Below are 25,925 nucleotides of genomic sequence, written 5' to 3' on the forward strand. Positions count from 1 at the left end.
GCTCGTCGCGCCTCCCCCGCGCAGCCCCCTCCGCCGCGGCCGGCCCGCCGCGCACGACGGGGCCGGCCGCGGACGGCGGGTCAGGGCCGGCCGAAGGTGGCGATCGTGTCCACCCGCAGCTCGAAGAGCACGCGCCGCTCGTCGCGGCCGGGGTCGCGCAGGGCGTAGTGCCCCTCGTCGCCGGTGTACTTCCTCCAGATCTTGTCCAGCTGGGCGGTGACCCGCGGGCCCTCCTCCGGGTCGTCCTCGGAGACCTCGCGGGTGACCGTGGCCTTGACGCTCAGCCAGTGGTAGGGGTTCGCCGGGTTCATCAGCAGGAAGGTCGCCTGCGGGTTGGCCCGCAGCCAGTCGACCTTCTTGCGGTGGGTGGCCAGGTTGAGCAGCACGGTGTTGCCCTCGTAGTCGAACCAGACCGGGGTCAGGTTCGGCCGCCCGGTGGCGCCCATGACGGCGACCACCGCGGTGACCGGCCCGTCGATCAGCTGCTTGTAGACGGGATCGAGGTCCTCGAGGCTGTCGACCGCGTGCCGGTGTCCGACCTCGAACTGGCCGGGCTGCGTCCCGTCGGCGACGTCCCGGAACTCGGCCACTGTGATCGCCATGCGCGGCTCCTGCTCGCCAGGCCCACCCGCGCCGGTGCCGGCAGGCTGGCCGGACGCTAGCGGGCAGCCTCCCCTCCGTCGACCTGCGTCGATCCCAAGGCGATCCCCTCCGGGCTGTCCGTGGCCACAAACGCGCCCCGCGGCGCCGGGACGACCAGGTGCTCGGCGCGGGTCGGCGCGAACCAGCCGACCACTCCCTCGGCCACCGCGAAGACGAGCAGGCCCGGTGCGATCACCACCGCCGGCGGGACGACGAGGGGCGCGGCCAGCAGCGAGATGGCCACCACCCCGGGGGCACTGAGCAGCCACCCCGGCCGCCGGAGCGGGTCGACCAGGGCGCCCCACCGCACGCCGCACCACATGAGCCAGCGGCGCAGCACGGGCACCCCGCTCTCCCGCATCACCCGCCGGAACAGCCCGTCGGCCTCGCGTGAGGTCACCACCCCCGAGCGGATGCCCTCCGTGCACAGCCAGTCGTGCAGGATCGCGGCCAGCGTGTAGGCGCCGAACCGCGGCACGAGCCAGACCACCAGCCGCGGCACCGTGGCGAAGTCGGTGCGGAAGCCGGCGGGCACGACGAACCGGTCCCGCTCCCCGCGGTAGACCAGCGGGTCGACGACCGCCCAGGTCTGTGCGTCCACGCGGCGGACGGTCAGGTCCGGCGACTCGAACGGCACACCCGGATGGTGGCAGGACGGTGCCGCAGTCGCGCGGGAGCCGGGGCACGGCGGCACCGGGAGTGCGGTGTCCGCGCCCGGCTGCCGGGTAGCCCCGGGAGATGAGCGAGCCGTTCCGGATCGAGGCACAGGGCGAGCACGAGTACGTCGTCCGTCTGCAGGACGCGGGCGAGGACGTGGAGTCCTGGGTGCAGTTCACCCCGGAGGTCCTCGACCGGCTGGGCGTCACCGGCGCCGACGAGGAGGCGCTCGTCCGGCGCACCGTCACGTTCCTGCTGCGCCACCAGGACGCCGCCGACTTCCCCCGCATCGTCGAACTCGAGGACGTGCTGGCCGGGTACCCCGACGCCGAGGACGCCCTCCGGGGCTGACCGCATGGGACCCCGGCCGGCGGCGGGTCGCGGTCGCCGCCTCCTCCAGGACGAGCGCCCGGCGGGAGGCCGTCCCGCGTCGGGTGACCGCCTCGTCCCGCGCGGTGGCGGCCCTCATGCCAAGGGGTAGGAGGCGAGGTCCGAGGGCGCGAAGCGCCCGCGGTCGGTGACCACGACGCTCACGAACCGGGCCGGCGTGACGTCGAAGGCCGGGTAGACGCCGGTGACCCGCTCCGATGCGGTGCGGCGCCCCAGGCAGTGCAGGACCTCCCGGCCGTCGCGGTCCTCGAGGTCGACGGCGGCCGCGTCGGGCGCCTGCCGGTCCGGTGCCTGCACCAGCGCCACGAACGGCACCCCGAACGCGTGCGCCGAGACGGCGATCTGCAGCGTGCCGATCTTGTTGACGACGCAGCCGTCCATGGTGACCCGGTCGGCCCCGGTCACGAAGAGGGTGACCTCGCCGCGGCTCATCAGGTGGGCGGCGGCGCCGTCGGTGACCAGCCGCGTGGGCACGCCCATCTCGCCGAGGCTCTCCGCCGTCAGCCGGGCGCCCTGCAGGTAGGGCCGGGTCTCGGTGCAGACGGCGTCGATCCGCCGGCCCGACCGCAGCACGGCCGCCACCGTCTCGGTCAGGTAGGCGTCGGCCCAGCAGTGGGTCAGCACGGTGGCGCCGTCGGGGACCAGCGCGGCGGCGTGCTCGCCCAGCCGCCGGTGCCCGGCCCGGGTGCGCTCCGCGAGGTCCCGGGCGGCGGCCTCGACAGCGGGCCCCACCGGCTCCCCGGCGTCCGCGGTCCGCGTCGCCACCGCGAGCAGTTCGGCCACGACGTCCCGGATCCCGTTGTTCGTCGGCCGGGTGGCCACCAGCCGGGCGCCGGCAGCCGTCACGTGGTCGCGCCGCGCCTGTGCCGTCGCCAGGCGGTCGGCGTGGCGCGCGGCCAGGGTCATGCCGCCGGCCGCGGCGAACAGCGGGCCGAGGCTCTGGGTGACCATCTCCTCGATCGCGGTGGCGACCTCCTCGTGGTCGCGGCAGGTCACCCAGCGGCGCTGGAAGGGGAAGACGCGACGGTCGAGGATCCGGACGGCGTCGGCCTCGACCACCACGCTCCGCCCGACGAGCGTGGGGACGGGGACGTCCACGGGAGCGGTCACGGCTCAGGTGCCCGTGACGTGCTCCGGGCGGATCGGCACCCGGCGCAGCGGCCGCCCGCAGGCGGCCCGCACCGCGGCGGCCACCGCGGGCCCGGACGAGATCGTCGGCGGCTCGCCCACCCCGCGCACGCCGTAGGGCGCGTGCGGGTCGGCGTACTCGAGGACCTCCACCCGCATCGGCGGCACGTCGAGGATCGTCGGCAGCAGGTAGTCGGTGAACGAGGGGTTCCGCACGTGCCCCTCGGTCACCACGACCTCCTCCATCAGCGCCAGGCCCATGCCCTGCGCCGACCCGCCGTGGATCTGGCCCACCACCGCGTCGGGGTTGATCGCCTTCCCGACGTCCTGGGCGGTGTCGAGGGCGACCACCTTGACCAGGCCGAGCTCGGTGTCAACGTCCACGACGGCCCGGTGCGCGGAGAAGGCGAACTGCACGTGCGCGTCGCCCTGCCCGGTCTCCGGGTCGACGGCGTGGGTGGGGCGGTGCCGCCACTCGACGGTCTCCTCGACCGCGTCGTCCCCCAGCACCTCGGCCAGGCCCGCCAGCACCTCACCGCCCGGCCCGACCACCTTCTCCCCCTCCAGCTCCAGCCCCCCGACCGGCCGGCCGAGGGCGACCGCGGCCCGCTGCAGCACCGCCGTTCGCACCGCCTCGCAGGCGGCCTTGACCGCGCCGCCGGTCACGTAGGTCTGGCGGGACGCCGACGTCGAGCCGGCCGAGCCGACCGCGGTGTCGGCCGGGACGACGACCACCCGCTCCACCCCGAGCTCCGTGCGGGCGATCTGCTGCTGCACGGTGACCAGCCCCTGGCCGACCTCCGCGGCGGCCGTGTGCACGGTGGCCACGGCCTCGCCGCCGGTCACCTCCAGCCGCACCCGCGCGGTGGAGTAGTCGTCGAAGCCCTCGGAGAAGCCGATGTTCTTCATCGTCACGGCGTAGCCGACGCCCCGCCGCACGCCCTCTCCGTGGGTGGTGTTGCCCACGGCGCCAGGCAGGGCGCGCAGGTCGGTGGCGTCCGCCGGCGGGGGCAGCGGCATGTCCGCGACCCGCTGCACCAGCTCGGCCACCGGTGCCGCGGAGTCGACCAGCTGGCCGGTGATGGTGCGGTCGCCCTCGCGCAGGCCGTTGCGCTGCCGGATCTCGACCGGGCTCACGCCGACGGCGGCGGCCAGCTCGTCCATCAGGGCCTCGTGGGCGAAGGCGGCCTGCACGCAGCCGAACCCGCGCATCGCCCCGCACGGCGGGTTGTTGGTGAACACCCCGTAGGCGTCGACCGCCACCGACGGGAAGCGGTAGGGCCCCATCCCGAGCAGGCCGGCGTTGCCCACGACCGCCGCGGTGGACGAGGCGTACGCGCCGCCGTCGAGCAGCACCCGGGCCCGCGCGTAGACCAGCGTGCCGTCGCGCTCGGCGCCGAACTCGTAGGTCATCGTCGCGGGGTGGCGGTGCACGTGGCCGTAGAAGGACTCCTCGCGGCCGTAGCTCATCTTCACCGGCCGCCCGGTGCGCAGCGCCAGCAGGCAGGCGTGCACGTGCACCGAGAGGTCCTCGCGGCCGCCGAAGGCACCGCCCACGCCGGCGAGGGTGAGCCGCACCTTCTCGGGGGGCAGCCCCAGCGCCAGGCAGACCTGCCGCTGGTCGACGTGCAGCCACTGGGTGGCGACGTAGAGGTCGACGCCGCCGTCCTCGGCCGGGACGGCGAGCCCGGACTCGGGCCCGAGGAAGGCCTGGTCCTGCATGCCGACCTCGAAGTCCAGGCTGACCACGACGGGGGCGCTCGGGTGCTCCTCGCCACGCCGCAGCCGCAGGTGGCGCACCAGGTTGCCGCCGGGCTGCACGCGCGGGGCGTCGTCGTCCAGGGCCCGGCGGGGGTCGGTGACCGCGGGCAGCATCTCGTAGTCGACCCGGATCCGGGCGGCCGCCCGGCGCGCGGTCTCGGGGTGGTCGGCGGCCACCAGGGCCACCGGCTCGCCCTCGTAGCGGACGACGTCGGCGGCGAGCACCGGCTGGTCGGCGTGCTCGAGCCCGTAGGCGTTCTCCCCCGGGACGTCGTCCGCGGTGAGGACGGCGGTCACCCCCGGCACGGTGAGCGCCTCGGAGACGTCGATCCGGCGGATGCGGGCGGACGGGTGCGGGCTGCGCAGCGTGACGCCCCAGACCATGTCGTCGTGCCACAGGTCACTGGCGTAGGCGAACTCCCCGGTGACCTTGAGCGTGGCGTCGGGGCGCGGCGCGCTCTCGCCGATCCGGCCGGGAGCCCGGACCCCGGCCTCGATGGCGGTCATCGCGCGGCCTGCTCGGCCGCGGCCAGCCGGACCGCGTCGAGGATCTTCTCGTAGCCGGTGCAGCGGCACAGGTTGCCGGCCAGCGCCTCCCGGATCTCCGGGTCGCTGGGGCGGGGCACCCGGGCGAGGAGGTCGTGCGCGGCCACCACCAGGCCGGGCGTGCAGAACCCGCACTGCACGGCGCCGGCCTCGACGAAGGCCTCCTGCACCGGGTGCAGCCGCCCCTCCTCGGCCAGCCCCTCGACGGTGGTCACCTCCCGGCCGATCGCCTGGCCGGCCGCGACCAGGCAGGCGCACACCGGCTCGCCGTCGAGATAGACGGTGCACGACCCGCACTCGCCCTGCTCGCAGGCGTTCTTCGCGCCCGGCAGCCCCAGGCGCTCGCGCAGCAGGTACAGCAGGCTCTCCCCGGGCCAGACGTCGTCGACCTCGGAGGTCGTCCCGTTGACCGTGGTCGTGACGCGCATCAGGCCGCCTTCCTCAGGTCGTCCCAGGCCCAGGTGGCGGCCCGGCGGGCCAGCACCGACAGCGAGTGCCGCCGGTAGGCCGCGCTCCCCCGGACGTCGTCGATGGGCGAGGCCGCGGCGGCGACCCGTTGCCCGAACTCCGCGGCCAGCGCCTCGGGCAGGGGGCGGCGCGACTCCCAGTCCAGCTCCCCTGCGAGGAACTCCTCGGCCTCCGGGGCCCGCCGCGGGGTCGGTGCGGCCGACCCGATGCCGGTGCCCACCGCCCGCCGGTCCGGGTGCAGGGCCACGGCGAAGGCCGACACCGCGATCACCATCGCGTTGCGGGTGCCGACCTTGCAGAACTGCTGCGGCCCAGCTGCGGGTGGCACGAGGACGGCGGCGATCAGCTCGTCGGGGGCCAGCACGGAGCGCTTGACGCCGGTGTAGAAGTCCGCGACCGGCACGCGCCGGGCGCCCCGGGCGGCCGACACCAGCTCCACCTCCGCGCCGGCGGCCAGCAGCGGCGGGTGCGCGTCCCCGGCCGGGGACGCCGAGCCGAGGTTGCCGCCGACCGTGCCGCGCACCCGGATCTGTGGCGACCCGACGGTGCGCGAGGCCATCGCCAGGCCGGGCAGCTGCGCCCCCAGCTCCCGGATCACCCGCGCGTACGGGACGCCGGCGCCGAGGCGGACGCGACCGTCCTCGGTGTCCCACTCGCGCAGCTCGCGCACGCGGGTCAGGTCCAGCAGCGCTGCCGGACGGCGCCAGTCGAAGTTGAGCTCGACCATGACGTCGGTGCCGCCCGCGATCGGCAGCGCGTCCGGCCGCTCGGCGCGCGCGGCGAGCGCATCGGCCCACGTCGTCGGCTGCAGGAAGTCCATCGGCGCTCCTCGCTGTCCCTCGGCGTGCACGGCACTGTGCACGAGGGATGTGTCCAGGAGGAAACAGCGCGACGCAGACCGTGACAAGGAGTGTCGTCCCCGTTCCGGGACCACCCGCCCGAGGGCAGGGGGCCCTCCGGCACCGACCACGCGGCGGGGTCGTCGTCCCCGCGGGACGCCGCGTGGTCGGCGCCCGTCCGGGCGCCCGGGCCCCGGCCCGCCGCGCCCCGGGACCGGCGTCGTCAGACGGGCGCGATCCGGTCCAGGGCCGGGGCCTGCACCGGTGAGGCCGCGCCGAGGTGGGCGGTGAACGCGTCGAGGTCGATCGGCCCGGTCACGGCGTCGGTGCCGCCGGTGAGCACGGTGAAGCCGTCCCCGCCGCCGGCCAGGAAGTTGTTCACCGTCACCCGGTACGTCGCCTCGGCCGTCACCGGCTGACCGGCGATCTGCACCGACCCGTCGGGCACCCGGGTGCCCGAGCACGGGTCGGCGCCCGCCGCCGCGGCGGCCCCGGCGGCGTCGACCCGGTACGAGATCCCGGCCGGGTACAGCACCCGCTCCAGCTGGAACTGCTGTTCCAACAGGCACTGCAGCTGCGCGCCGGTGAGGTCGAGGGTCACCAGGTTGTTGGCGAAGGGCTGCACCGTGAAGGCCTCCTCGTAGGTGACCTCGCCGGCCAGCAGGTCGGCCCGCACGCCGCCGGGGTTCATGAACGCGGCGACCGCCCCGGCCTCGTCGTCCGTGGCCGCGAGCTGGGCGTCGGCGATCACGTTGCCCAGTGCGGACTCGGCGCCGTCGAGCAGCGGCTCCTGGGTGCGCGTGAGGTCGACCGCCGCCGTCCCGACGACCGCGCCGGCGATCGGCCCGAGCGCCTCCCGGTAGCGGGCGATCAGCTCGCTCTGGGCGGCGTCGGCCGCGACGTCGCGCCGCACGACCACGTTCTCGGCCGCCGCCGTGAGGACGTCGCCGGTCTGCCGGTCGAGGGTGAGGTCGATGTCGGTCACCAGCCGGCCGAAGGAGCTGCCGCTGGTCACCAGCTTGCCGTCCAGCTCGCAGTTGTAGGCCTGGTGGGTGTGGCCGCTGACCACGACGTCGATCGCGTCGTCCATGCCGGCGGCGATGTCGACGACCGGCCCGGTGAGGCCGGCGCAGCCGTTGACGTCCCAGGCGTTCTCCCCGGTCTGCGCGCCGCCCTCGTGCAGCAGGACGACGATCGCCTCGACCCCCTGCCCCCGCAGCTCGGCGGCGAGGCGGTTGGCCGTCTCCACCTCGTCGCGGAACTCCAGGCCGGCGGTGCCCTCCTGGCTGACGATGGCGCCAGTGCCCTCCAGCGTCATCCCGATGAAGCCGATGTCGACGCCCTGCACGCGGTGGACGGCGTAGGGCGGCAGCAGCGGCTCGCCGGTCTCGGTGACGAACGCGTTGGCCGACAGGTACTGGAAGTCCGCGCCCTCGTAGGGGGTCCCGTCGGCGCAGCCGTCCGTGGGGTGGCAGCCGCCGTCCTGGATGCGCAGCAGCTCGGCCGGGCCCTCGTCGAACTCGTGGTTGCCGACGCTGGCGTAGTCCAGGCCCGCCAGGCCGAGGGACTCGATGGTGGGCTCGTCGTGGAAGGCCGCCGACAGCAGCGGGGAGGCGCCGATCAGGTCGCCCGCGGCGACGGTGATCGTGTTCTCCTCGCGCTGCTGGGCGGCCAGCGCGGCGAGCTGGGTGGCCAGGTACGCCGCGCCACCGGCGTCCACGGTCTGCGGGCTGCCGTCGGCGTTGACGCCGGTCTGGATGCGGCCGCTGGAACCCGACGGCGGCTCCAGGTTGCCGTGGAAGTCGTTCAGGGCCAGCAGCTGCACCTCCACCGGCGGCGGGCCGGGCGCGGCACCCGCGGGGGCGCCGACGCAGGCCACCGTCAGCGCGGCCAGGGTCGAGGTCGTGGCCGCGAGGACGGCGGCGCGGCGCGGGACGGTGCGGTGCATGCGGTCCTCCAGGCGGTGGGCGTCCCCGGCGCGTACCGGCCCGGGCACCCGAGCGAGGTCACCGCGGGCGACCGCGGGACGACGACCGCGGAGCCGGCCGCACGACCCACCGTGGGCGATCGGGACCGGTCCGTCAAACGCGCGGGCCGGTGCGCCGCTCCACCGACCGGGCCGCGATCCGCCGGATCCGGCCCGCCTGGCGGGAGAGCCCCAGGTCGAGCAGCCGGTCGACCGGCGGCACCTCCCCCAGCCGGGCCAGCCCCATCCAGCGGGGCACGGCCACCGTCCGCGACCGCGGCGCCGTGAGGCAGCGCTCGACCCCGGCGGCCACCCGGTCGGGGTCGATGCCCCGGGAGAGGCGGCCGGGCGCGTCGGCGTCCGAGGCCGGTGGGGAGCCGTGCCCGCGGGCCAGCCACTCGGTGGCGACCGGGCCGGGGTTGACCGTGTGCACCCGCACCCCGCGGGAGGTGACCTCCCGGCGCAGTCCCTTCACGAACCCGTGCACGCCGGCCTTGGTCGCCGAGTAGACGGTCAGCGGCGGCACCTGCGACCAGGCCGCGACCGACGCGATGGTGACGACGTCCCCACGCCCCCGCTCGGCGGCCGCGGTGAGCAGGTGCGGCAGCGCCAGCCGGGTCACCTCGATGACCCCGGTCAGGTTGAGCGCGACGATGCCCTCGACGACCTCGCCGGGCATGTCCTCGACCAGCCCGGCCCAGCCCAGCCCCGCGTTGAGGACGACGGCGTCGAGCCGGCCGTGCTCGTCGAGGACCCGCTCCACCAGCCGGGCCCGGTCCCCCGCGTCGGCGACGTCGGCCACCACGCCGGTGACCCCGGGCAGGCCCGCGAGCGCCTCGGCCAGCCGCTCACCCCCGCGGGCACAGGTGACCACCCGGGCCCCGCCACGGGCCAGCCGGGTCACGGTGCTGCGGCCGATGCCGGCGCTGCCGCCGGTGACGAGGACGACGCGGTCCGGAGTGCTCGACATGGTCGTGTCCTACCCACGGGGGACATCACACGCCCGCCGCGCATCGAACAGCCGGGTCGTGGGCATGTCGCCGTCCATGCAGTTGCCCGAGCCCAGGGGCCCGCTCACCTCCGCGCTGTGTGCCGACCTCACGCGGGACACGCTCTCCCCCGCCACCGTCGACCAGGCGCGGCGGACGGCGGCGGACTCCACCGACCCGCTGGCCGACGAGGACCTCCAGCTGGCCCTCGCGGTCTGCTACGAGCTGCACTACCGCGGCTTCGACGGGGTCGACGACGCGTGGGAGTGGGACCCGGGCCTCATCGGCCTGCGGGCGCACCTGGAACGGCGGCACACCGAGGCCCTGACCGGGCTGGTCGGGGAGCCCGCCGTCTCCGACGAGCCGATCGACCGGCAGCTCACCGCGCTGATCGCCGCCGACGACTCGCCGTCGCTGTCGTCGTACATGGCCCGCACCGGCACCCTCGAGCAGTGGCGGGAGTACCTGACGCTGCGCTCGGTGTACCACCTCAAGGAGGGCGACCCGCACACCTTCGCCGTCCCGCGGCTGGCCGGCCGGGCCAAGGCGGCCATGGTCGAGATCCAGGCCGACGAGTACGGCGGCGGCGCGCCGGCGCGGATGCACAGCGAGCTGTTCGCCGGCCTCATGCGCGACCTCGGGCTCGACCCCGCCTACGGCGCGCTGTGGGACGCCGCCCCGGCGCCGGCGTTCGCGTCGGTCAACACCATGTCGCTGTTCGGCCTGCACCGGCGCTGGCGGGCCGCCGCGCTCGGCCACCTCACCGCGGTGGAGATGACCTCCTCCGAGCCCTCCCGCCGGTACTCCGCCGGCCTGCGCCGGCTGGGCTTCGACGAGCACACCACCGTCTTCTACGACGAGCACGTGGAGGCCGACGCCGTCCACGAGCAGATCGCCTCGGTGGACATGTGCGGCTCCCTGGTGGCCGAGGAGCCGGCACTGGCCCGCGACGTCCTCTTCGGCGCCGCCTGTGCCCTCGCCGCCGACGGGCTGGCCGCCCGGCACCTGCTGGGCGCCTGGGAGGCGGGCCGCTCCGGACTGCGCGGACAGCGGCGGCTCGCCGCCTGACCCACCCCGGTTCCGGCTGCACTCCGGTTGTGCGCTGCCGATGTTCTCCGCGACGACACGGGGTGTCAGCGGTGGGCGCCGGCGGAGCCGGCGGTCGCGGGCGCCGCGCACCCCGCCCACCGGACCGACGGAGGCCCTCCCATGTGGCGGCGTACCGACACCCCGACTCCGACCGCCGCGCAGTCGACGACCGCGATGCCCCGCGACGTGGAGGCGCTCGAGCAGGTCCTCGCCGTCCTCGACCAGGGCGTGACCAGCGAGCGGGACGCGCACGTCAAGGTCCTCACCGCGCTGGTGGACGCCCTGGGCATGGCCTACGGCGCGGTGTGGCTGCCCACCTCCGGCGGCTTCCGGCTCGCGGCGGAGATCGGTGACCTCAGCCGCGCCATGTCCGCCCGCTGGCCGGCCGACACCGTGATGACCAGCCGGGACGGCTTCGGCGGCCAGGCCGTGCGGGAACAGCGCGAGGTGCTCTGCGACGACACCAGCGCCACCAGCGCCTGCGGCCGCTGGGCCACCGCCGCCGCGGCCGGGGCCCGGCGCGGCTGCTTCCTGCCGGTGCTGGAGGACGGCCGGGTGGTCGCCGTCCAGGAGTACCACACGCGCGGTGACCTGCCGTTCTTCGGCGGCCGGGCGGAGAAGTGGCGGGCGATCTCCCGCGTGGCCGCCCACGCCCGGCGGCAGGCGCTCGCCGCCGCGCAGCTCAAGGAGACCCTCGACGACCGCGAGGCGGTCACCACCGTCGTCAGCAAGGTCGGCGAGGCCCGCGACGAGGCCTCCGCCCTCCGCACCGCCCTGGAGACGGTGCGCACCGCCTTCGGGTGGGCCTACGGCTCGTACTGGGCGCTGGACCGGGCCGAGAACGTGCTGCGGTTCAGCGTCGAGTCCGGGTCGGCCGGCGACGAGTTCCGCCAGGTCACGCTCGCGGCCAGCTTCGCCGAGGGCGTCGGGCTCTCCGGGCGGGCCTGGCGCTCGCGCGACCTGGTCTTCGTCCGCGACCTGGCGGAGGTCACCGACTGCGTGCGCGCCCCCGCCGCCCAGCGAGCCGGTGTCCGCTCGGGCGTCTGCTTCCCGGTCATGGCTGACGGGCAGGTCGTCGGGACGATGGACTTCTTCGTCACCGAGACCATCGACCTGTCGGAGTCGCGGGCCTCTGCGCTGCGCAACGTCCAGCAGCTGGTCTCCCAGCGGCTGGACATCCTGCGCCGCGCCGAGGCCGACGCCGCCAACTCCCGCGCGCTGCTGGAGACCGTGGCCCGGCTGTGAGACGCCGTGGCCGACGCCGGGCGGGTCGCGGAGGGCGCCGTCGGCAAGGCCTCGTCGATGACCGAGGAGGTGGAGGCGCTGGGCCGGGCGTCGGCGTCGGTCAGCGACGTCATCCGGATCATCTCCTCGATCGCCGACCAGACGAACCTGCTGGCCCTCAACGCGACGATCGAGGCCGCCCGGGCCGGCGAGCTCGGCCGCGGGTTCGCCGTCGTCGCCGGGGAGGTCAAGGACCTGGCCCGCGAGACGGCGGCCGCCACCCAGCGGGTCTCCACCCAGATCACCGGCATCCAGACCAGCACCGGCTCGGTGTCGGCGGGCATCCACGCCACCAGCGAGGCGATCGGTCAGCTCGACGCCGTCCAGGCCCGGATCGGCGAGGTCATCGAGGAGCAGGAGCGCATGGCCAAGGCGTTCGAGGGCCGCGGCTGAGCGAGGACCCGGGGCGGGGCGGCCCCGGCTCAGCCGGCGGTGGACGTGGGTCGGCCGTCCCGCACGATGCGGGCGGCCGGCCGGGGACGGCTCGGGGCACTGGGCGCGGAGAACCCGGCCCGCTTGTGGGTGCCGTCGCAGAAGGGCTTGATGCCCGACTTCCCGCACCGGCACAGCGCGACGGTCTCCCGGCCGGGGTCGATCTCGGTGCCGTCCTGGTCGACCAGCCGGAAGTCGCCGCGCACGATCAGCGGGCCGTCCCGGTAGGGCGTGATCGTCGCGCCCGCCCCGGCGCGCGGCGCGTCGTCCGCGGGCACGTCGGAGGGCGGCGGGTCGGGCGGGACCGAGCGGATCGCGGGCACGGTCCTCCCCTGCCCCGACCGGCCCGGCCGCACACGCCCGTCCCCCGTGCGGGCGGTCAGCCGGTCAGCGCGGGTCCTCGCCCCACCGCACCCAGGAGGCGGTGAACGGGTGCTCCGTGGCGAACGGGTCGGTGCGCCGGTGCCGCCCGGCCGCCCGAGAGGGGTGCTCCGGCCGCTCGTGGTGGTGCAGCCCCTCCTCGCAGCGCGTGTGGCTGAGGTAGTGCTGGAGCGCCGCCGCGGGGTCGACCCGCCGGCCGCGGGCGGCGACGTCGTGGCGGGCCTCCCACTCGGCGATCAGCTTCTCCCCCGGCGACATGAAATCCGCGTGCGTCGGGTGCTCCGGCGAACGGTGGACGGGTTCGGACATGCCGCGCTCCTCCCGGTCACTCAGACCTGTTCCCATGGTCCGCCCCACCGTCGGTCGGCGGCAAGGACCGGCGGCGGCGAGGACCGATGACCGGGACGACCGCATCCGCTCCCCCGCGCCGCTCCCGGAGCGGCCACGATGCGGGCCGGTCCCAGGCTGGCCGGACCCGACCGCGACCCGCCAGGGACCTCGGTCCACGCCCTGCGGGCGCCGCGCAGATGTGTCAGGTACCTGACACAGGAGTAGCCTCTCCGGCGTGACGGCGCCGGCTGGTGGGATCCGACCCCCGGTCGACGTCGTCGTCCTCGCGGCCTCCACCGGCGGTGTCCGGGCACTGCGCACGGTCGTCGCGGGGCTGCCCCCGACGTTCCCCGTCCCGCTGTTCGTCGTCCAGCACCGGGCCCCCGGCCCCCGGGACCTGCTCACGGACCTGCTGCGCGCGAGCACACCGCTGCCCGTGCACACCGCGGGGACCGGTCCGGTGCAACCGGGGATCACGGTCCTGCCCCCGGGCTGCACGGCCGACCTGGCCGGCGACGGCTCCCTGAGCGTGCGTCCCTCGGCCACGACCGAGCAGGCCGACCGGCTGTTCGCCGGCGCCGCCCGCGCCTTCGGCCGCCGCGTGCTGGCCGTGGTCCTGACCGGGCGGCTCTCCGACGGGGCCGCCGGGGTCCGCGAGGTGCGGCGGGCCGGTGGGCGGGTCCTGGTCCAGGACCCCGCCGAGGCCGAGGCCCCCGGCATGCCCAGCGCCGCCCTGGCCACCGGCTGCGTCGAGCACGTCCTGCCGCTGTGGATGGTGGCCCCGGCGCTCGTGGCCTTCGTCATGGCGCCGGGTGCGGCCGACCTGCTGGCGGTGCCGGTGGCTCCCTGGGCCCGGCTGGGCGGGACCGCCGTCCCGGCCTGATCGCGCGGGCCCGTACCGTCCCCCGGCACGACCCCGAGCCCAGGGGCAGCCGAACCGCACCCCGGAGCCGTCCCGTGCAGCCACCGCAGCCGACCACCGCCCTGGACCCACGCCGCAACCTGATCCTGCGTGCCCTGCCGGACGACGAGTACGAGCGCCTGCGTCCCCTGCTGGAACCCGTCTCGCTCCAGGTCCGGGACCAGGTCTACCGGCGCAACGGGGACATCGCGGCCGTCTACTTCCCCGTGGACGGCGTTCTCTCCCTGATCGCCACGGTGGAGGGTGAGCCCGGGGTCGAGGTGGCGACCATCGGTTACGAGGGGATGTCCGGCCTCCCTGCCTTCCTCGGGACGGCGACCAGCCCGCACGACAGCTTCTGCCAGGTCGAGGGATGGGCGATGTGCCTGCGCACCGACCGGCTGCGCCACTTCCTCACCACCGACGGATCACTCCACAGCCTGCTGCACCGGTACACCCAGGCGACCGTGGTCCAGTTGTCGCAGAACGTCGCCTGCAACCGGCTGCACACCACCGAGGAACGGTGCGCCCGCTGGCTGCTGCAGACCCGCGACCGGGTCGGTGGCGACGAGTTCACCCTCACCCAGGAGTTCCTCGCCCAGATGCTGGGCGTGCGCCGCGGCACCGTGTCGCTGACCGCGGGGGTGCTGCAGCAGGCCGGCCTGATCCGGTACAGCCGCGGGCGGATGACCGTCGTCGACCCCGCGGGCCTGCACGAGGTGGCCTGCGAGTGCTACGACCTGATCCAGGAGGAGCACCGGCGCCTCGGGCTCGCCCCCGGGCCACCGGAGGACGACTCCGGTCAGGCCGACGGGGGCTGACCGTAGAAGACCTGCTCGACGACGCTGCGCGCGTGCCGGGTGGCCCGGCCGTACTCGTCGAGGAACTGCCCCGGGTCGGCGTCCGGACCGCAGCCGCTGGCACGGGCGACCCCGGCCAGCTCCGTCCCCGGCCGCGGCAGCTGGTCGCTGGGCCGGCCGCGGACGAGGAAGACGGCGTTGCGGGCGCGGGTGGCCAGCTCCCACGCCGTGCGCAGCGCATCGGCCTGGTCGGCGACGAGCAGGCCGGCTCCCCGCAGTGCCTCGAGCGCACCCGTGGTCGAGGGGACCCGCAGGGCCGGCACCTCGGCGGCGTGCTGCAGCTGCAGCAGCTGCACGGTCCACTCGACGTCGGCGAGCCCGCCGCGGCCGAGCTTGGTGTGCGTCCTCGGGTCGGCGCCGCGCGGCAGCCGCTCCCGCTCCACCCGGGCCTTGATCCGCCGGATCTCGGCGACCTGCCCGTCGTCGAGCCCCCCGGCCGGGTACCGGATGGGGTCGACGAGCTCGACGAACGCCGCCCCGAGGGCCTCGTCCCCGGCGACCGGGACGGCGCGCAGCAGGGCCTGCACCTCCCACACCGACATCCAGCGCTCGTAGTACTCGCGGTAGGAGGCCAGGCTGCGCACCAGCGCCCCCTGGCGGCCCTCGGGGCGCAGGTCGGCGTCGACCTCGAAGGCCGGGTCGGGCGCCGGCTCGCCGAGCAGGCGGCGCAGCGTGTGCGCGATGGCGTTGGCGGCGGCGGTCGCCCCGGCCTCGTCGCTCCCACCGCGCGGCCGGTGGACGAACAGGACGTCGGCGTCGGAGCCGTAGCCCATCTCACCCCCGCCGAGCCGGCCCATGCCGATCACCGCGACGTCGGTCGGGACCTCGCCCGGCCCGATCCCGGCCTCGGCGGCGTACGCGCGGATCGAGGCGTCCAGCCCGACCCGGAGGGTGGCCACGGCGATGTCGGTGAGTGCCCGGCCCACTGCCTCGACGTCGAGCAGCCCCAGCAGGTCGGCGCAGGCGACCCGGAGCAGCTCGGAGCGGCGCAGCCCGCGCAGCACCCGGACGCCGTCCTGCGGGTCGGCCGCGCGCGCGGCCGCCTGCCGCCACGCGCCCGCCAGCGCTCCCGCGTCGCGGGGCCGCAGCTCGTCGTCGGCGGCGAGGATCCGCAGCGCCTCGGGCGTGCGCGTGAGCAGCGCGGCGACGTACTGGCTCGAGCCCAGCAGCTGGGCCAGCCGCTCGGCGACCTGCCCCTCGTCGCGCAGCAGCCGCAGGTACCACTGGTTGCCGCCGAGGGCCTCGCTGACCTTGCGGTAGGCGAGCAGGCCCGCGTCGGGGTCGGGGCAGTCGGCGAGGGTCTGCAGCACGACCGGCAGCAGGTACTTCTGCATCGACGCCGACCGGGACACCCCACCGGTGAGCGCCGCCATGTGCCGCAGCGCGCCGTCGGGGTCGGCGAAGCCCAGGGCCCGCAGCCAGTCGGCCGCCGCCGAGGAGCCCAGCTGCGCCGCCTCGGCCGGCACCTTCGCCACCGCCGACAGCAGCGGCCGGTAGAAGAGCTTCTCGTGCAGCCGGCGCACCTCGCGGGTGTGCAGCGCCAGCTCGGCGTCGAGGACGGCGACGGCGTCCCCACGGGTGTCGGGCTTGTAGCCCAGCGAGCGGGCCAGCCAGCGCCGCTGCTGGTCGTCGGTGGGCAACAGGTGGGTGCGGCGCAGCCGGAACAGCTGCAGCCGGTGCTCGACGGTGCGCAGGAAGCGGTAGGAGGCGATCAGGGTCGCGGCGTCGTCCCGGCCGACGTAGCCGCCGGCGGAGAGGGCCATCAGCGCCGGCATGGTGCCGCCGACCCGCAGCCGGACGTCGACCCGCCCGTGCACCAGCTGCAGCAGCTGCACGGCGAACTCGACGTCGCGCAGCCCGCCGCGGCCGAGCTTGAGCTCCCGCTCGGCCTGCGCCGGGGGGATGTTCTCCAGCACGCGGCGGCGCATGGCCTGGACCTCGGCGACGAAGCCGGGGCGTTCGCCGGCCTGCCAGACCAGCGGCCACAGCTCCTCGACGTAGCCGCGGCCGAGGTCGGGGTCACCGGCGACCGGGCGCATCTTGAGCAGCGCCTGGAACTCCCAGGTGCTGGCCCACTGCCGGTAGTAGGCGGCGTGCCCGGCGAGGGTGCGCACCAGCGGCCCGGCCTTGCCCTCGGGGCGCAGGGCGGCGTCGACCTCCCAGGCGGCCTCGTGGCAGATGCGCATGAGCGCCGCGGCCACCCGGGTGGCGCTGCGGATCGCCGGCGCCTCCTCCTCGGCGGGGTCGACCGGCTCGGCGACGAAGACGACGTCGACGTCGCTGACGTAGTTGAGCTCGCGGCCACCGCACTTGCCCAGCCCGATGACCGCCAGCCGACAGGCCGCGGCGTCGGCCGGCTGCTCGGCGACCGCGACGGCCATCGCCGCGGTGATGACCGCCGCGGCGATGTCGGCCAGCTCCGCGGCGACGTCCTCGGCGGCCAGGCTGTCACCGAGGTCGCGGCCGGCCAGGGAGAGGACCGCCCGCCGGTAGGCCAGCCGCAGCGCCGCGACCCGCCTCGGCTCGGCGTCCGGGGCACCCTTGCCCAGCCGCACGCCCCACGGCGGGTCGTCGGGGTCGGCGCCGACGGCGATGAGCATCTGCCGCTCCAGCGCCTGCGGGGTCGGGCGCACCGGTCCTCGCCCGTCGCCGTCGAGGACCGTCCAGTCGCCGGGCTGGGCGGCGAGGTGGTCGGCGAGGCCGGAGCTGGCGCCGAGCACGGCCAGCAGCCGGGCGCGCAGCGGCGCCGAGCCGCGCAGCCGGGCCAGCAGCGTGGCCGCCGAGGCGCCGGTGGGGTCGGCGCGGTCGAGGGCCTCGACCAACCGGTGCAGCGAGAGCACCGCCAGGTCGGGGTCGCCGGAGCGGGCCAGCGCCGAGACCACGGGCCCGGCCTCGGGGTCGGCCGGCTCGTTGCGCTCGAGGTCCCACAGCCCGATCTCGGGCTCGGACAGGATCCGGCCGGCCCGCTCCCCGTCGAGGAAGCCGAACCGCACCAGCCGGACCACCGCCCGGCGCGGGATCTCCCGCTGCCCGCTGGTCGTCACGGGCTCAGGCCGCCGCGCGGGCGCGGTCGCGCACCAGGTCGGCGAAGCGGGCGGCGAAGGGCTGCCACACCAGGGCCATCTGGTCGGCGACCGCCGCCACCCGGTCCCCGTGGGTGTCGGCGTCGAAGGGGGTCGCGGCCACACCCACCGCGTCGCTGCGGGCCCACTGGCGCACGCGGTCGGCAGTCGGCTCGACGTGGAACTGCAGCGCGTAGCAGTGCCGGCCGACCCGGAACGCCTGGTGCGGGTAGAGCGGGCTGCTGGCCAGCAGGACCGCCCGCGGTGGCAGCTCGGCGACCTCGTCGTGGTGCCACTGGACGACGTCCGGGGACAGGGGCAGCGGCCCGAACAGCGGGTCGGAGTCCGCGACGTCCCGCTTGGCCACCAGGGCGGCGCCGACCTCCGGCCCCTCCGGCCCGACGCGGGTCCGCCCGCCACCGGCCTGCGCCATCAGCTGCGCGCCCAGGCAGACGGCCAGCGTCGGGACGTCCCCGGCGAGGGCCTGGCCGAGCAGCTCCCGGATGCCGGTGAGCTCGGGGCTGTCCTCCGCGCTGTCCAGCGAGGACTGCGGGCCGCCGAGGACCACCAGACCGTCGTGGCCGCCGAGGTCGGCCGGCAGCGCGTCGCCCTCGAGCACCGACCGGACGTCGAGCTCGACCCCTGCCCCGCGCAGCCACCCCTCGAGCCGGTCCAGCGGGTCGGTCGGGCTGGGGAGGACGACGAGCAGGCGGGCCACGCGTCGAGCCTAGTTCGCGGCCCGAGTGAGGGACGGGAACGGCCCGCCTGCAGGGTCCTGCCGTGAGCCGGCGCGTGGTGGGGGTCGACGGAGGTCCTCCTACAGGCCGGGCAGGTACGTCGTGAGCTCCCAGGGCGTCACGTTGCGCCGGTAGGCGTTGAACTCCTCCCACTTGTTGCGCAGGAAGAACTCGAAGACGTGCTCGCCGAGGGTCTCGGCGACCAGCTCGCTGCCCTGCATGGCGGTCAGCGCCTCGCCGAGGGACACCGGGAGGTCCTCGTAGCCGGCTGCGCGGCGCTCGGTGTCGGTGAGCGACCAGACGTCGTCCTCGGCCTCCGGCGGCAGGTCGTAGCCCTTCTCGATGCCGCGCAGCCCGGCGGCCAGCAGGACGGCGAAGGTCAGGTACGGGTTGCAGGCGGAGTCCGGTGAGCGGACCTCCACCCGGGCCGACTGTGCCTTGCTCGGCTTGTAGGAGGGCAGCCGCACCAGCGCGGAGCGGTTGGCCCGGCCCCAGGTCGCCGCCGTCGGGGCCTCGGTGCCGGCCAGCAGCCGCCGGTAGGAGTTCACCGTCTGGTTGGTGACGGCGGTGTACTCCTTCGCGTGGGTGAGCAGGCCGGCGATGAACTGCTTGCCGGTGGTCGACAGCTTCATCGGGGCGGCCGGGTCGTGGAAGGCGTTGCGGTCGCCCTCGAACAGCGACAGGTGGGTGTGCATGGCCGAGCCGGCGAGCTCGGTGAACGGCTTGGGCATGAAGGTGGCGTGCACGCCCTGGGCCAGCGCCACCTCACGGACGACGTGCCGCAGCGTCATGATGTTGTCGGCCATGGACAGCCCGTCGGCGTAGCGGAGGTCGATCTCCTGCTGACCGGGCGCGACCTCGTGGTGGCTGAACTCCACGGAGATGCCCATGGCCTCGAGCGCGAAGACCGCCTCCCGGCGGAAGTCGTGGGCGACGTTGTGCGTCGACAGGTCGAAGTACCCGCCGTTGTCGGCCGGCTCCGGGGGGCGGCCGTCGGTCGGCTGGTCCTTGAGCAGGAAGAACTCGACCTCGGGGTGGGTGTAGAAGGTGAACCCCATGTCGGCGGCCTTGGACAGCGCCCGCCGCAGCACGTGCCGGGGGTCGGCCCAGGACGGCGAGCCGTCGGGCAGGGTGATGTCGCAGAACATCCGCGCCGTGTCACTGGGCTGGCCCTTGGCCGCGGGCATCACCTGGAAGGTGCCGGGGTCGGGCTTGAGCAGCATGTCGGACTCGTAGACGCGCGCGAAGCCCTCGATCGCCGAGCCGTCGAAGCCGATGCCCTCGGCGAAGGCCGCCTCGATCTCGGCCGGGGCGACGGCGACCGCCTTGAGGTAGCCGGAGACGTCGGTGAACCACAGCCGCACGAAGCGGATGTCGCGTTCCTCGAGGGTGCGCAGGACGAACTCCTGCTGTCGGTCCATGCTCGCCATGATCGCGTCCAGTCGTTTCCGGGGTGTGACGTCCTCCCCAGCCTGCCCGGTCGGGACGGCGGACACACGGGGGCCCCTCCCGCCGTCGCCGCGTGTCGCGGGCCGGCCGGGCCCGGGGTCAGCCCACCACCTCGCCCAGCGGGACGTCGGGGTCGGCCAGCCGGGCCGGGTCGACCGCGCGGCCACTGCGGATGAGCGCCTGCACGTCGTCGGTGAGCTCCCAGACGTTGACGGTCATCGCCGCGGTGACCCGGCCGTCGGCGGTCCAGAAGGCCGTGAAGGCGCCGCCCTCGGGGTCGCCGCGGCACACGACGGAGTCCTCGGGCGAGGCCAGGCCGGAGTACTCCATCCCGAGGTCGTACTGGTCGGTGAAGAAGTAGGGCACCCGGTCGTGGACGGCCTCCCGGCCGAGCATGGACCGCGCCGCGGCCGGCCCGCCGTTCAGCGCGTTCGCCCAGTGCTCGACCCGCAGGTGCCGGCCGTAGAGCGGCGCGAACGACCGCGCCACGTCGCCGGCGGCGAACACGTCCGGCGCCGAGGTCCGCAGCCCCTCGTCGGTGACCACACCGTCGTCCACCTCGAGGCCGGCCGCGGCGGCGAGCCCGGTCTCCGGCACGACGCCGATGCCCACCACGACCAGGTCGGCGGGCAGCCCGGCGTGCCGGTCGGTCACCACCGAGGTCACCCGCCCCCCGTCCCCCCGCAGCTCGCGCACGGACTCCTCGGTGAACAGGTCGACGCCGTGGTCGCGGTGCAGCCGGGCGAACACGCCGCCGAGCTCGCGGCCGAGGACGCCGAACAGCGGGGTCGGCTGGGGCTCGACGACGATCACGTCGTTGCCGTGCGTCCGTGCCGCGGCGGCCACCTCCATGCCGATCCAGCCCGCCCCGACGACCACGACCCGCCGTCCGCCCGGGACCAGGTCGGCGCGCAGCCGGTCGGCATCGGCGAGGGTGCGCAGGTACCGCACCCCGTCGAGGTCGGCGCCGGGCACCCGCAGCCGCCGGGGCGAGGCCCCGGTGGCCAGCAGCAGCCGGGCGTAGGGCAGCTCCTCGCCGGTGTCCAGCGCCAGCCGGTGCACGGCGGGGTCCAGCCGGGTGACCCGCACCCCGGTGCGCAGCTCGACGTCGTGGTCGGCGTACCAGCCCTCGTCGTGGACGAAGGCCTGCCCGCGCTCGGCGCTGCCGAGCAGGTACCCCTTGGACAGGGGCGGGCGCTCGTAGGGGCGCTCCGGCTCGGCTCCGACGAGCACGACCGGCCCGTCGAGGCCCTCCTCCCGCAGCGCCTGGGCGGCCTTGGCGCCGGCCAGCCCGGCACCGACGATCACGAACGGGTCCTGGACGGGCACGGTGTCCTCCTCCGGCGTGGGTCAGGTGGTTCCGGTGAGCGCGAAGAACTCGGCGCGGGAGCGGGCGTCGGAGCGCAGCAGGCCGTGCAGGGCGGAGGTCACGGTGCGGGTGCCGGGCGCGCGGACCCCGCGCAGGGACATGCACAGGTGCTCGGCCTCGATGACCACCCCGACCCCGCGCGGGGCGAGGTGTTCCTGCAGCCAGTCGGCCACCTGCTGGGTCAGCCGCTCCTGGACCTGCAGGTCGCGGGCGAACAGCTCCAGCACGCGGGCGAGCTTGGACAGCCCGAGGATCCGCTCGCCCGGCAGGTAGCCGACGTGCGCGACCCCGGAGAACGGCAGCAGGTGGTGCTCGCACAGCGACTGCAGCGGGATGTCCCGGGCGATGACCAGCTCGTCGTAGCCCTCGTCGTTGGGGAAGCTGGTGAGCTCGAAGGGCCGCCCGGTGAGCAGCTCGGCGAAGGACTCCGCCACCCGCCGCGGGGTGTCCACGAGGTGCGGGGAGGCGGGGTCCCGGCCCAGCGCCCGCAGGAGGGCGGCGACGGCGTCCCGCGCGGCCGGGAGGTCGACCGGCCCCCGCGGGTGGACGACCCGGAGCGGGGTGTCCCGCTGCGGCGACGTGCCGACGGCGTCGGTCGCGGTCACGTGTCCGGCCCCGTCCGCCGAGCGGGGGGCCGGCGGGTCGCCGGCCGGGTGCGGTGCATCGTCATGACCGGTCCCTTCTAAGACCGACAGTCGTTAGCAGTACAGACCCGGGTCACCCTCCTGTCAACGGGTCCGGCTCCGCCGGCTCGAGGCGCACGCAGCAGCGGCCGGGCGCCGGTGCGAGCGAGGCGGTCAGGCCGGCGTCCGGGACGGCGTCGAGGAGTCCCGCCAGCAGGTGGAGGTTCATCCCGCAGACCAGCGCGGTGTGCGCGGCCGCCAGGGCGTGGAACGGGCAGTTGGCCAGCGTCACCGCGCCGCCGTCCTCGACCCGCGGCTCGAAGCCGTGCCCCTCGAGGACCCGCACGACCGCCGCGCGCCCCCTCCCCGCCGCGGCCTGCGCGCCCAGCTCCCGTCCCCGCAGCCGGGCCCGCCGGCCGAGCACCTCACGGGCCGCCTCGCCCGAGTCGTCGGCCTCCTCGAGCGCCTCGGCGAGGAGTGCACCGGCGAGGTCGTAGCGGCGCCCGGGCAGCGAGACCTCCACCGAGCAGTCCGCGCGCCGGTAGAGCTTGGCCGGCCGCCCCGCGCCCGGCCCGGTGCGGCCGGTGCGCCGCTCGAAGGAGACGTCGAGCAGCCCGTCGGCCACCAGCCGGTCGAGGTGGAACGCCGTGGTGCCGCGCGGCACCCCCAGCGCCGCCGCGGCCTCGTCCCGGCTCACCGGGGCCGGCTGCCGGACGACGTGGTCGTAGAGCCGGCGGCGGGTGGGCTCGGCCAGCGCGGCCACCGCGGCGACGGAGTCGTCCATGAGCGGATTCTAGGACTGACCGACGTTGGCGGAAGAACGCTCCAGGCGCGCGAGCAGGTGGTCCCGCAGCACCACGGCGCTGTTGTGCTCGCGGTCCCGGGCGCTGTACAGCAGGGTGACCTCCCCGGACCGCGCGGCGTCGAGCAGCGGCCGGCACGCCTCCGGCGATGCCTCGAGCTCGGCGAGGTAGCGGCGGCGGAACCCCGCCCAGCGTGCCGGGTCGTGCCCGAACCAGCGGCGCAGCTCCGTGCTGGGGGCCACGTCCCGCAGCCAGCCGTCCAGCGGGAGGTCCGCGCGACGGACGCCGCGCGGCCACAGCCGCTCGACGAGGAAGCGGCGCCCGGGCGCCGGGACGTCCCGGTCGTGGACCCGGGCGAGCCGGATCCGGTCTCCGCGGGCCATCTCACCCCCGGGGCAGCTCACTCCAGCGGCAGCGCCGCCAGCTCCGTCCGGCTGGTCACCCCCAGCTTGGCGAAGACGTTGCGGAGGTGGAAGTCGACGGTGCGCGGGCTGAGGAACAGCTGGGCGGCGACGTCCCGGTTGGAGGAGCCCTGCCGCACCAGGCGGGTCACCTGCAGCTCCTGCGCGGTGAGCTCGGTCGCCGCGACGTCGCCGTCCCGCCGGCGGGCCGACTCGCCCGACGCGCGCAGCTCCTGCCGGGCCTGCTCGGCCCACGGGGCCGCCCGGAGGTCCTCGAACGTCGCGAGCGCCGCCCGCAGGTGCGGCCGGGCGTCCACCCGCCGTCGGCTGCGGCGCAGGAAACGGCCGTACGCCAGCTGCGTGCGGGCGCGGGCCGGGACGCGCAGGGAGCGCTCGGCCGCGGCCAGGGCGGTGCGGAAGTGCGCGTCGGCCTCCTGGCCCTCGGCGAGGACGGCCCGGCCGTGCGCGGCGAGGCCGGCCGCCCAGGCCGCGCCCGTGCCCTCGGCGAAGGACGCCAGTTCCTCGACCCACTGCCGCGCGGCGTCCGGACGCTCGGCGCGCACGGCCGCCTCGATCCGGTCGAGCGCGGCCAGGTGCTGGACCGGGACCGACCGCAGCTGCTCCAGTGCCAGCAGCGCGGCCGCGGGGTCGGCGGCGGCGAGCAGACCGCGGGTCCAGCGGGTCATGTCGGTGACGAAGTCGCTGACGATGCCCAGCGGGTGCTCCGCGGCGATGGCCTCGGCCGCGGCCAGGTACCGGGCGGCCCGGTCGGACTCCCCGCGCAGCGCCGCCAGGACGCCGAGCGCGGCGGTGGGCCAGGCGGCGAGCACCGGCTGCCCGGAGTTCTCCGCGAGGGTGAGCGCCTCCCCGGCGTTGGCGGCGGTCGCGGCCCAGCGGCCGGTCGCGAGCTCCGGGACGTTCCGGCGGGTCAGCGCGTGCACCACCATGACCAGGGCGCCGGTGTCCCGGGCAGAGCGCAGCAACCGGTCCTGCAGCCGCAGCGCGGCCTCGTCGTCCCCGAGCGTCCAGGCCGCGACGCCGAGGTTGAGCAGCACGTCCTCGTCGGCGACGACGTCGAGCTCGTCGGCCAGGTCCGCCGCGGCGCGCAGGAACGGGGTGGACCGCGCCCAGTCCCGCCGCGGCACGGCGTCGAGGCCGCGGACGAGGGCGACCAGGCAACGGTCCCGGACGGGCGCGTCGGGTCCGGCCGGGGGCAGCATGTCGGTGGGGTCCAGGGGCGTGCCCGAGCGGGCTCCGGACGCCGCCAGCGCCGCGCCGATCATGGCGAGGTCCCCGGCCTGCCGCCGGTCGTACCGGGCCACCTCGGCGGCCGCCTCCAGCACCATGCGGTGCGCGGTGTCGTGGGACGCGTCGTGGAACTCCAGGTGGGCCCGCAGCCGGCTCAGTTCGGCCCGCAGCGCCGGCTCGGCGGTGAGCGCGAGACCGGCGTCGGCCAGTGCCCGGGCCCGGGCCGACTGGGCGGCCAGGTAGGCCGACGTCGCCGCCCGGCACAGCCGCAGGGCCCGGTCCTCCCCCGGCGGCGACAGCTCGGCCGCGCGCTCCCACGCCGCCGACGCGGCCTCGTGCCCGCCCCGCGCCAGGGAGCGCTCGGCGGCGGCCACCAGCGCGGCGACGACGTCCTCGTCGGGCTCGTCCACGGAGGCGGCCAGGTGCCAGGCGCGGCGGTCGGCGTCCTCCGGACGGGTCAGCGCCGCGGCGAGGGCCCGGTGCACGCGGCGGCGCGCCGAACTGGTGGCCGCGCCGTAGACCGCGGAGCGCACCAGCGGGTGGCGCAGCTCGACCCCGCCGTCCCGGATCCGCACCAGCCCCGACCGTTCGGCGGCCTCCAGCCCGTCGTCACCGGCGCCGAGCGCGGCGACCGCCTGCCGGACCACCGCGGCGCGACCGGAGTCGTCGGCCGCGGCGACCAGGAGCACCGCCTGCGCGTCGTCGGGCAGCCGCCGGCAGCGGTCGAGGAAGGCCCGCTCCACGCCCTCGGTGAGGGGCAGCCGCTCGGGCAGCGGCGCAGCCCCGGAGAGCTGGTCGGCGGTCAGCGCCCCGGCCAGCTCCACCAGCGCCAGCGGGTTGGCCCCGGTGCCGGCGAGCAGGGCATCGCGGACCTCGGGCGGCACGGGGGCCCCGGCCTGCGCGCTGAGCAGCGCCCCCGCGGCCTCGGGGTCGATGCCGCCGAGCTCGACGGTCGGGAGGTCGCCGCTGTCGAAGGTCCGGACGTCGCCGGTGCGGGCGGCGAACAGCAGCGCCACCCGCTCGTTCTGCAGCCGCCGGGCCACGAACAGCAGCGCCGCCGCCGACGCGTCGTCCAGCCAGTGCGCGTCGTCGACCACGGCCACCACGGGGGCCCGCTCGGCGGCCTCGGCGAGCACGCCCAGCACGGCGAGGAAGACCAGGAACCGGTCGGCCTCGACGCCGGTGACCTCGCCGAAGGCGGCCCGCAGGGCCTGGGCCTGAGGGCCGGGCAGCCGGTCGGCGCACCCCGCCACCGGCCGCAGCAGCCGCTGCAGCGCGGCGAAGGCCAGCGGGGACTCCGACTCGATGCCCTGGGTCCGCAGCACCGTCGCCGTCGTCGCGGGAGCCACCGCGTCGGCCAGCAGCGCCGACTTGCCGACGCCGGGCTGGCCGCGGACGACCAGGGCGCCCCCGCGCCCCTCGGCTGCCTCGGCGAGCAGCGCGGCCACCGCGGCCCGTTCGCGCTCCCTCCCCTGCAGCACCCGTCGAGCCTAGTTGCGGGCCCGCGGGGACCACGGACCCCGATCCCGGAGAGCACCGCGCTCCGCGGGGGGTCGCGGCGTAGCCGGCC

Annotated in this window: 24 protein-coding genes; 6 read left to right on the forward strand and 18 right to left on the reverse strand. The window is 76.3% G+C overall.

The genetic code is table 11. The annotated features are described in order from the left end of the window. Positions 1–80: 80 nt before the first annotated feature. Both ACI79I_RS22070 and ACI79I_RS22075 read right to left on the reverse strand, forming a co-directional pair. A complete protein-coding gene (locus ACI79I_RS22070) occupies positions 81–602 on the reverse strand; it encodes a pyridoxamine 5'-phosphate oxidase family protein (protein WP_456994467.1) in 522 nt (173 codons plus the stop codon). Between the two features lie 56 nt (positions 603–658). After that, positions 659–1,243 carry a DUF1353 domain-containing protein gene (locus ACI79I_RS22075; protein WP_456994468.1) on the reverse strand — a complete coding sequence of 195 codons (585 nt, stop codon included), beginning with the start codon at positions 1,241–1,243 and terminating at the stop codon, positions 659–661. Positions 1,244–1,380: 137 nt separating this feature from the next. Between ACI79I_RS22075 and ACI79I_RS22080 the strand changes: the two genes are divergently transcribed. Then, positions 1,381–1,650 carry a hypothetical protein gene (locus tag ACI79I_RS22080; protein ID WP_456994469.1) on the forward strand — a complete coding sequence of 90 codons (270 nt, stop codon included), beginning with the start codon at positions 1,381–1,383 and terminating at the stop codon, positions 1,648–1,650. Positions 1,651–1,764: 114 nt separating this feature from the next. Here ACI79I_RS22080 and ACI79I_RS22085 read toward each other — a convergent pair whose 3' ends face one another. The 6 genes from ACI79I_RS22085 to ACI79I_RS22110 all read right to left on the reverse strand — a co-directional run bounded on the left by ACI79I_RS22085 (position 1,765) and on the right by ACI79I_RS22110 (position 9,367). Beyond that, complete coding sequence (locus tag ACI79I_RS22085; RefSeq protein WP_456994470.1) at positions 1,765–2,799, reverse strand: s-methyl-5-thioribose-1-phosphate isomerase; 1,035 nt, start codon at positions 2,797–2,799, stop codon at positions 1,765–1,767. A 3-nt stretch (positions 2,800–2,802) separates the two neighbouring features. Further along, positions 2,803–5,085 carry a xanthine dehydrogenase subunit D gene (gene pucD, locus ACI79I_RS22090; RefSeq protein ID WP_456994471.1) on the reverse strand — a complete coding sequence of 761 codons (2,283 nt, stop codon included), beginning with the start codon at positions 5,083–5,085 and terminating at the stop codon, positions 2,803–2,805. Next, positions 5,082–5,552, reverse strand: coding sequence for a (2Fe-2S)-binding protein (locus ACI79I_RS22095; RefSeq protein WP_456994472.1), 471 nt, complete (start codon positions 5,550–5,552; stop codon positions 5,082–5,084). The genes pucD and ACI79I_RS22095 overlap by 4 nt, the downstream gene beginning before the upstream one ends. Then, on the reverse strand, positions 5,552–6,412 hold the full coding sequence (locus tag ACI79I_RS22100) for an FAD binding domain-containing protein (protein WP_456994473.1): 861 nt from the start codon (positions 6,410–6,412) through the stop codon (positions 5,552–5,554). Before ACI79I_RS22100 ends, ACI79I_RS22095 begins: the two co-directional genes overlap by 1 nt. Before the next feature lie 242 nt (positions 6,413–6,654). After that, entirely contained in the window at positions 6,655–8,379 is a 1,725-nt protein-coding gene (locus ACI79I_RS22105) for a bifunctional metallophosphatase/5'-nucleotidase (RefSeq protein ID WP_456994474.1), read from the reverse strand. A gap of 133 nt (positions 8,380–8,512) precedes the next feature. After that, positions 8,513–9,367 carry an SDR family oxidoreductase gene (locus tag ACI79I_RS22110; protein ID WP_456994475.1) on the reverse strand — a complete coding sequence of 285 codons (855 nt, stop codon included), beginning with the start codon at positions 9,365–9,367 and terminating at the stop codon, positions 8,513–8,515. Between the two features lie 64 nt (positions 9,368–9,431). Between ACI79I_RS22110 and ACI79I_RS22115 the strand changes: the two genes are divergently transcribed. The 3 genes from ACI79I_RS22115 (at position 9,432) to ACI79I_RS22125 (ending at position 12,152) form a co-directional block, all read left to right on the forward strand. Then, positions 9,432–10,454, forward strand: a complete 1,023-nt coding sequence (locus ACI79I_RS22115) for an iron-containing redox enzyme family protein (protein WP_456994476.1) — start codon at positions 9,432–9,434, stop codon at positions 10,452–10,454. Between the two features lie 195 nt (positions 10,455–10,649). Continuing rightward, entirely contained in the window at positions 10,650–11,720 is a 1,071-nt protein-coding gene (locus tag ACI79I_RS22120; protein ID WP_456994477.1) for a GAF domain-containing protein, read from the forward strand. A 6-nt stretch (positions 11,721–11,726) separates the two neighbouring features. Beyond that, on the forward strand, positions 11,727–12,152 hold the full coding sequence (locus ACI79I_RS22125) for a methyl-accepting chemotaxis protein (RefSeq protein WP_456994478.1): 426 nt from the start codon (positions 11,727–11,729) through the stop codon (positions 12,150–12,152). Positions 12,153–12,181: 29 nt separating this feature from the next. On the opposite strand, the gene ACI79I_RS22130 is transcribed toward ACI79I_RS22125, so the two are convergent. Together ACI79I_RS22130 and ACI79I_RS22135 are read right to left on the reverse strand one after the other, a co-directional pair. Continuing rightward, positions 12,182–12,514, reverse strand: coding sequence for a CDGSH iron-sulfur domain-containing protein (locus ACI79I_RS22130; protein ID WP_456994479.1), 333 nt, complete (start codon positions 12,512–12,514; stop codon positions 12,182–12,184). A gap of 64 nt (positions 12,515–12,578) precedes the next feature. Then, positions 12,579–12,881 (reverse strand): hypothetical protein, encoded by a 303-nt coding sequence (locus ACI79I_RS22135; protein WP_456994480.1) that lies wholly within the window; start codon positions 12,879–12,881, stop codon positions 12,579–12,581. 256 nt (positions 12,882–13,137) lie between these two features. Between ACI79I_RS22135 and ACI79I_RS22140 the strand changes: the two genes are divergently transcribed. Together ACI79I_RS22140 and ACI79I_RS22145 are read left to right on the forward strand one after the other, a co-directional pair. Further along, complete coding sequence (locus ACI79I_RS22140) at positions 13,138–13,785, forward strand: chemotaxis protein CheB (RefSeq protein WP_456994481.1); 648 nt, start codon at positions 13,138–13,140, stop codon at positions 13,783–13,785. Positions 13,786–13,859: 74 nt separating this feature from the next. After that, on the forward strand, positions 13,860–14,624 hold the full coding sequence (locus tag ACI79I_RS22145) for a Crp/Fnr family transcriptional regulator (RefSeq protein ID WP_456994482.1): 765 nt from the start codon (positions 13,860–13,862) through the stop codon (positions 14,622–14,624). Here the strand turns inward: ACI79I_RS22145 and ACI79I_RS22150 are convergent. The 8 genes from ACI79I_RS22150 to ACI79I_RS22185 all read right to left on the reverse strand — a co-directional run bounded on the left by ACI79I_RS22150 (position 14,606) and on the right by ACI79I_RS22185 (position 25,836). Beyond that, positions 14,606–17,707, reverse strand: a complete 3,102-nt coding sequence (locus ACI79I_RS22150; RefSeq protein WP_456994483.1) for a bifunctional [glutamine synthetase] adenylyltransferase/[glutamine synthetase]-adenylyl-L-tyrosine phosphorylase — start codon at positions 17,705–17,707, stop codon at positions 14,606–14,608. The two genes, ACI79I_RS22145 and ACI79I_RS22150, sit on opposite strands and share 19 nt — an antisense overlap. A gap of 4 nt (positions 17,708–17,711) precedes the next feature. Next, a complete protein-coding gene (locus ACI79I_RS22155) occupies positions 17,712–18,443 on the reverse strand; it encodes a type 1 glutamine amidotransferase (protein WP_456994484.1) in 732 nt (243 codons plus the stop codon). Positions 18,444–18,542: 99 nt separating this feature from the next. Next, positions 18,543–19,883: a type I glutamate--ammonia ligase gene (gene glnA, locus ACI79I_RS22160; RefSeq protein WP_456944978.1), complete on the reverse strand. Its 1,341-nt coding sequence runs from the start codon at positions 19,881–19,883 to the stop codon at positions 18,543–18,545. A 127-nt stretch (positions 19,884–20,010) separates the two neighbouring features. Next, complete coding sequence (locus tag ACI79I_RS22165) at positions 20,011–21,240, reverse strand: NAD(P)/FAD-dependent oxidoreductase (RefSeq protein WP_456994485.1); 1,230 nt, start codon at positions 21,238–21,240, stop codon at positions 20,011–20,013. 21 nt (positions 21,241–21,261) lie between these two features. After that, positions 21,262–21,885 (reverse strand): GTP cyclohydrolase I FolE, encoded by a 624-nt coding sequence (gene folE / locus ACI79I_RS22170; protein ID WP_456994486.1) that lies wholly within the window; start codon positions 21,883–21,885, stop codon positions 21,262–21,264. A gap of 112 nt (positions 21,886–21,997) precedes the next feature. After that, positions 21,998–22,687 carry a helix-turn-helix transcriptional regulator gene (locus ACI79I_RS22175; protein ID WP_456994487.1) on the reverse strand — a complete coding sequence of 230 codons (690 nt, stop codon included), beginning with the start codon at positions 22,685–22,687 and terminating at the stop codon, positions 21,998–22,000. Between the two features lie 9 nt (positions 22,688–22,696). Beyond that, on the reverse strand, positions 22,697–23,089 hold the full coding sequence (locus tag ACI79I_RS22180; protein WP_456994488.1) for a DUF488 domain-containing protein: 393 nt from the start codon (positions 23,087–23,089) through the stop codon (positions 22,697–22,699). Positions 23,090–23,106: 17 nt separating this feature from the next. Beyond that, on the reverse strand, positions 23,107–25,836 hold the full coding sequence (locus ACI79I_RS22185) for an ATP-binding protein (RefSeq protein WP_456994489.1): 2,730 nt from the start codon (positions 25,834–25,836) through the stop codon (positions 23,107–23,109). Positions 25,837–25,925: the final 89 nt, after the last annotated feature.

The organism is Geodermatophilus sp. SYSU D01105 (assembly GCF_054050095.1).

Excerpts from the sequence above, each read along its gene's own strand:
- ACI79I_RS22070 (WP_456994467.1), bottom strand. The coding sequence starts at position 602 with ATGGCGATCACAGTGGCCGAGTTCCGGGACGTCGCCGACGGGACGCAG.
- ACI79I_RS22080 (WP_456994469.1), top strand. The coding sequence starts at position 1,381 with ATGAGCGAGCCGTTCCGGATCGAGGCACAGGGCGAGCACGAGTACGTC.
- pucD (WP_456994471.1), bottom strand. The coding sequence starts at position 5,085 with ATGACCGCCATCGAGGCCGGGGTCCGGGCTCCCGGCCGGATCGGCGAG.
- ACI79I_RS22095 (WP_456994472.1), bottom strand. The coding sequence starts at position 5,552 with ATGCGCGTCACGACCACGGTCAACGGGACGACCTCCGAGGTCGACGAC.
- ACI79I_RS22100 (WP_456994473.1), bottom strand. The coding sequence starts at position 6,412 with ATGGACTTCCTGCAGCCGACGACGTGGGCCGATGCGCTCGCCGCGCGC.
- ACI79I_RS22105 (WP_456994474.1), bottom strand. The coding sequence starts at position 8,379 with ATGCACCGCACCGTCCCGCGCCGCGCCGCCGTCCTCGCGGCCACGACC.
- ACI79I_RS22110 (WP_456994475.1), bottom strand. The coding sequence starts at position 9,367 with ATGTCGAGCACTCCGGACCGCGTCGTCCTCGTCACCGGCGGCAGCGCC.
- ACI79I_RS22115 (WP_456994476.1), top strand. The coding sequence starts at position 9,432 with ATGTCGCCGTCCATGCAGTTGCCCGAGCCCAGGGGCCCGCTCACCTCC.
- ACI79I_RS22120 (WP_456994477.1), top strand. The coding sequence starts at position 10,650 with ATGCCCCGCGACGTGGAGGCGCTCGAGCAGGTCCTCGCCGTCCTCGAC.
- ACI79I_RS22135 (WP_456994480.1), bottom strand. The coding sequence starts at position 12,881 with ATGTCCGAACCCGTCCACCGTTCGCCGGAGCACCCGACGCACGCGGAT.
- glnA (WP_456944978.1), bottom strand. The coding sequence starts at position 19,883 with ATGGACCGACAGCAGGAGTTCGTCCTGCGCACCCTCGAGGAACGCGAC.
- ACI79I_RS22175 (WP_456994487.1), bottom strand. The coding sequence starts at position 22,687 with ATGGACGACTCCGTCGCCGCGGTGGCCGCGCTGGCCGAGCCCACCCGC.
- ACI79I_RS22180 (WP_456994488.1), bottom strand. The coding sequence starts at position 23,089 with ATGGCCCGCGGAGACCGGATCCGGCTCGCCCGGGTCCACGACCGGGAC.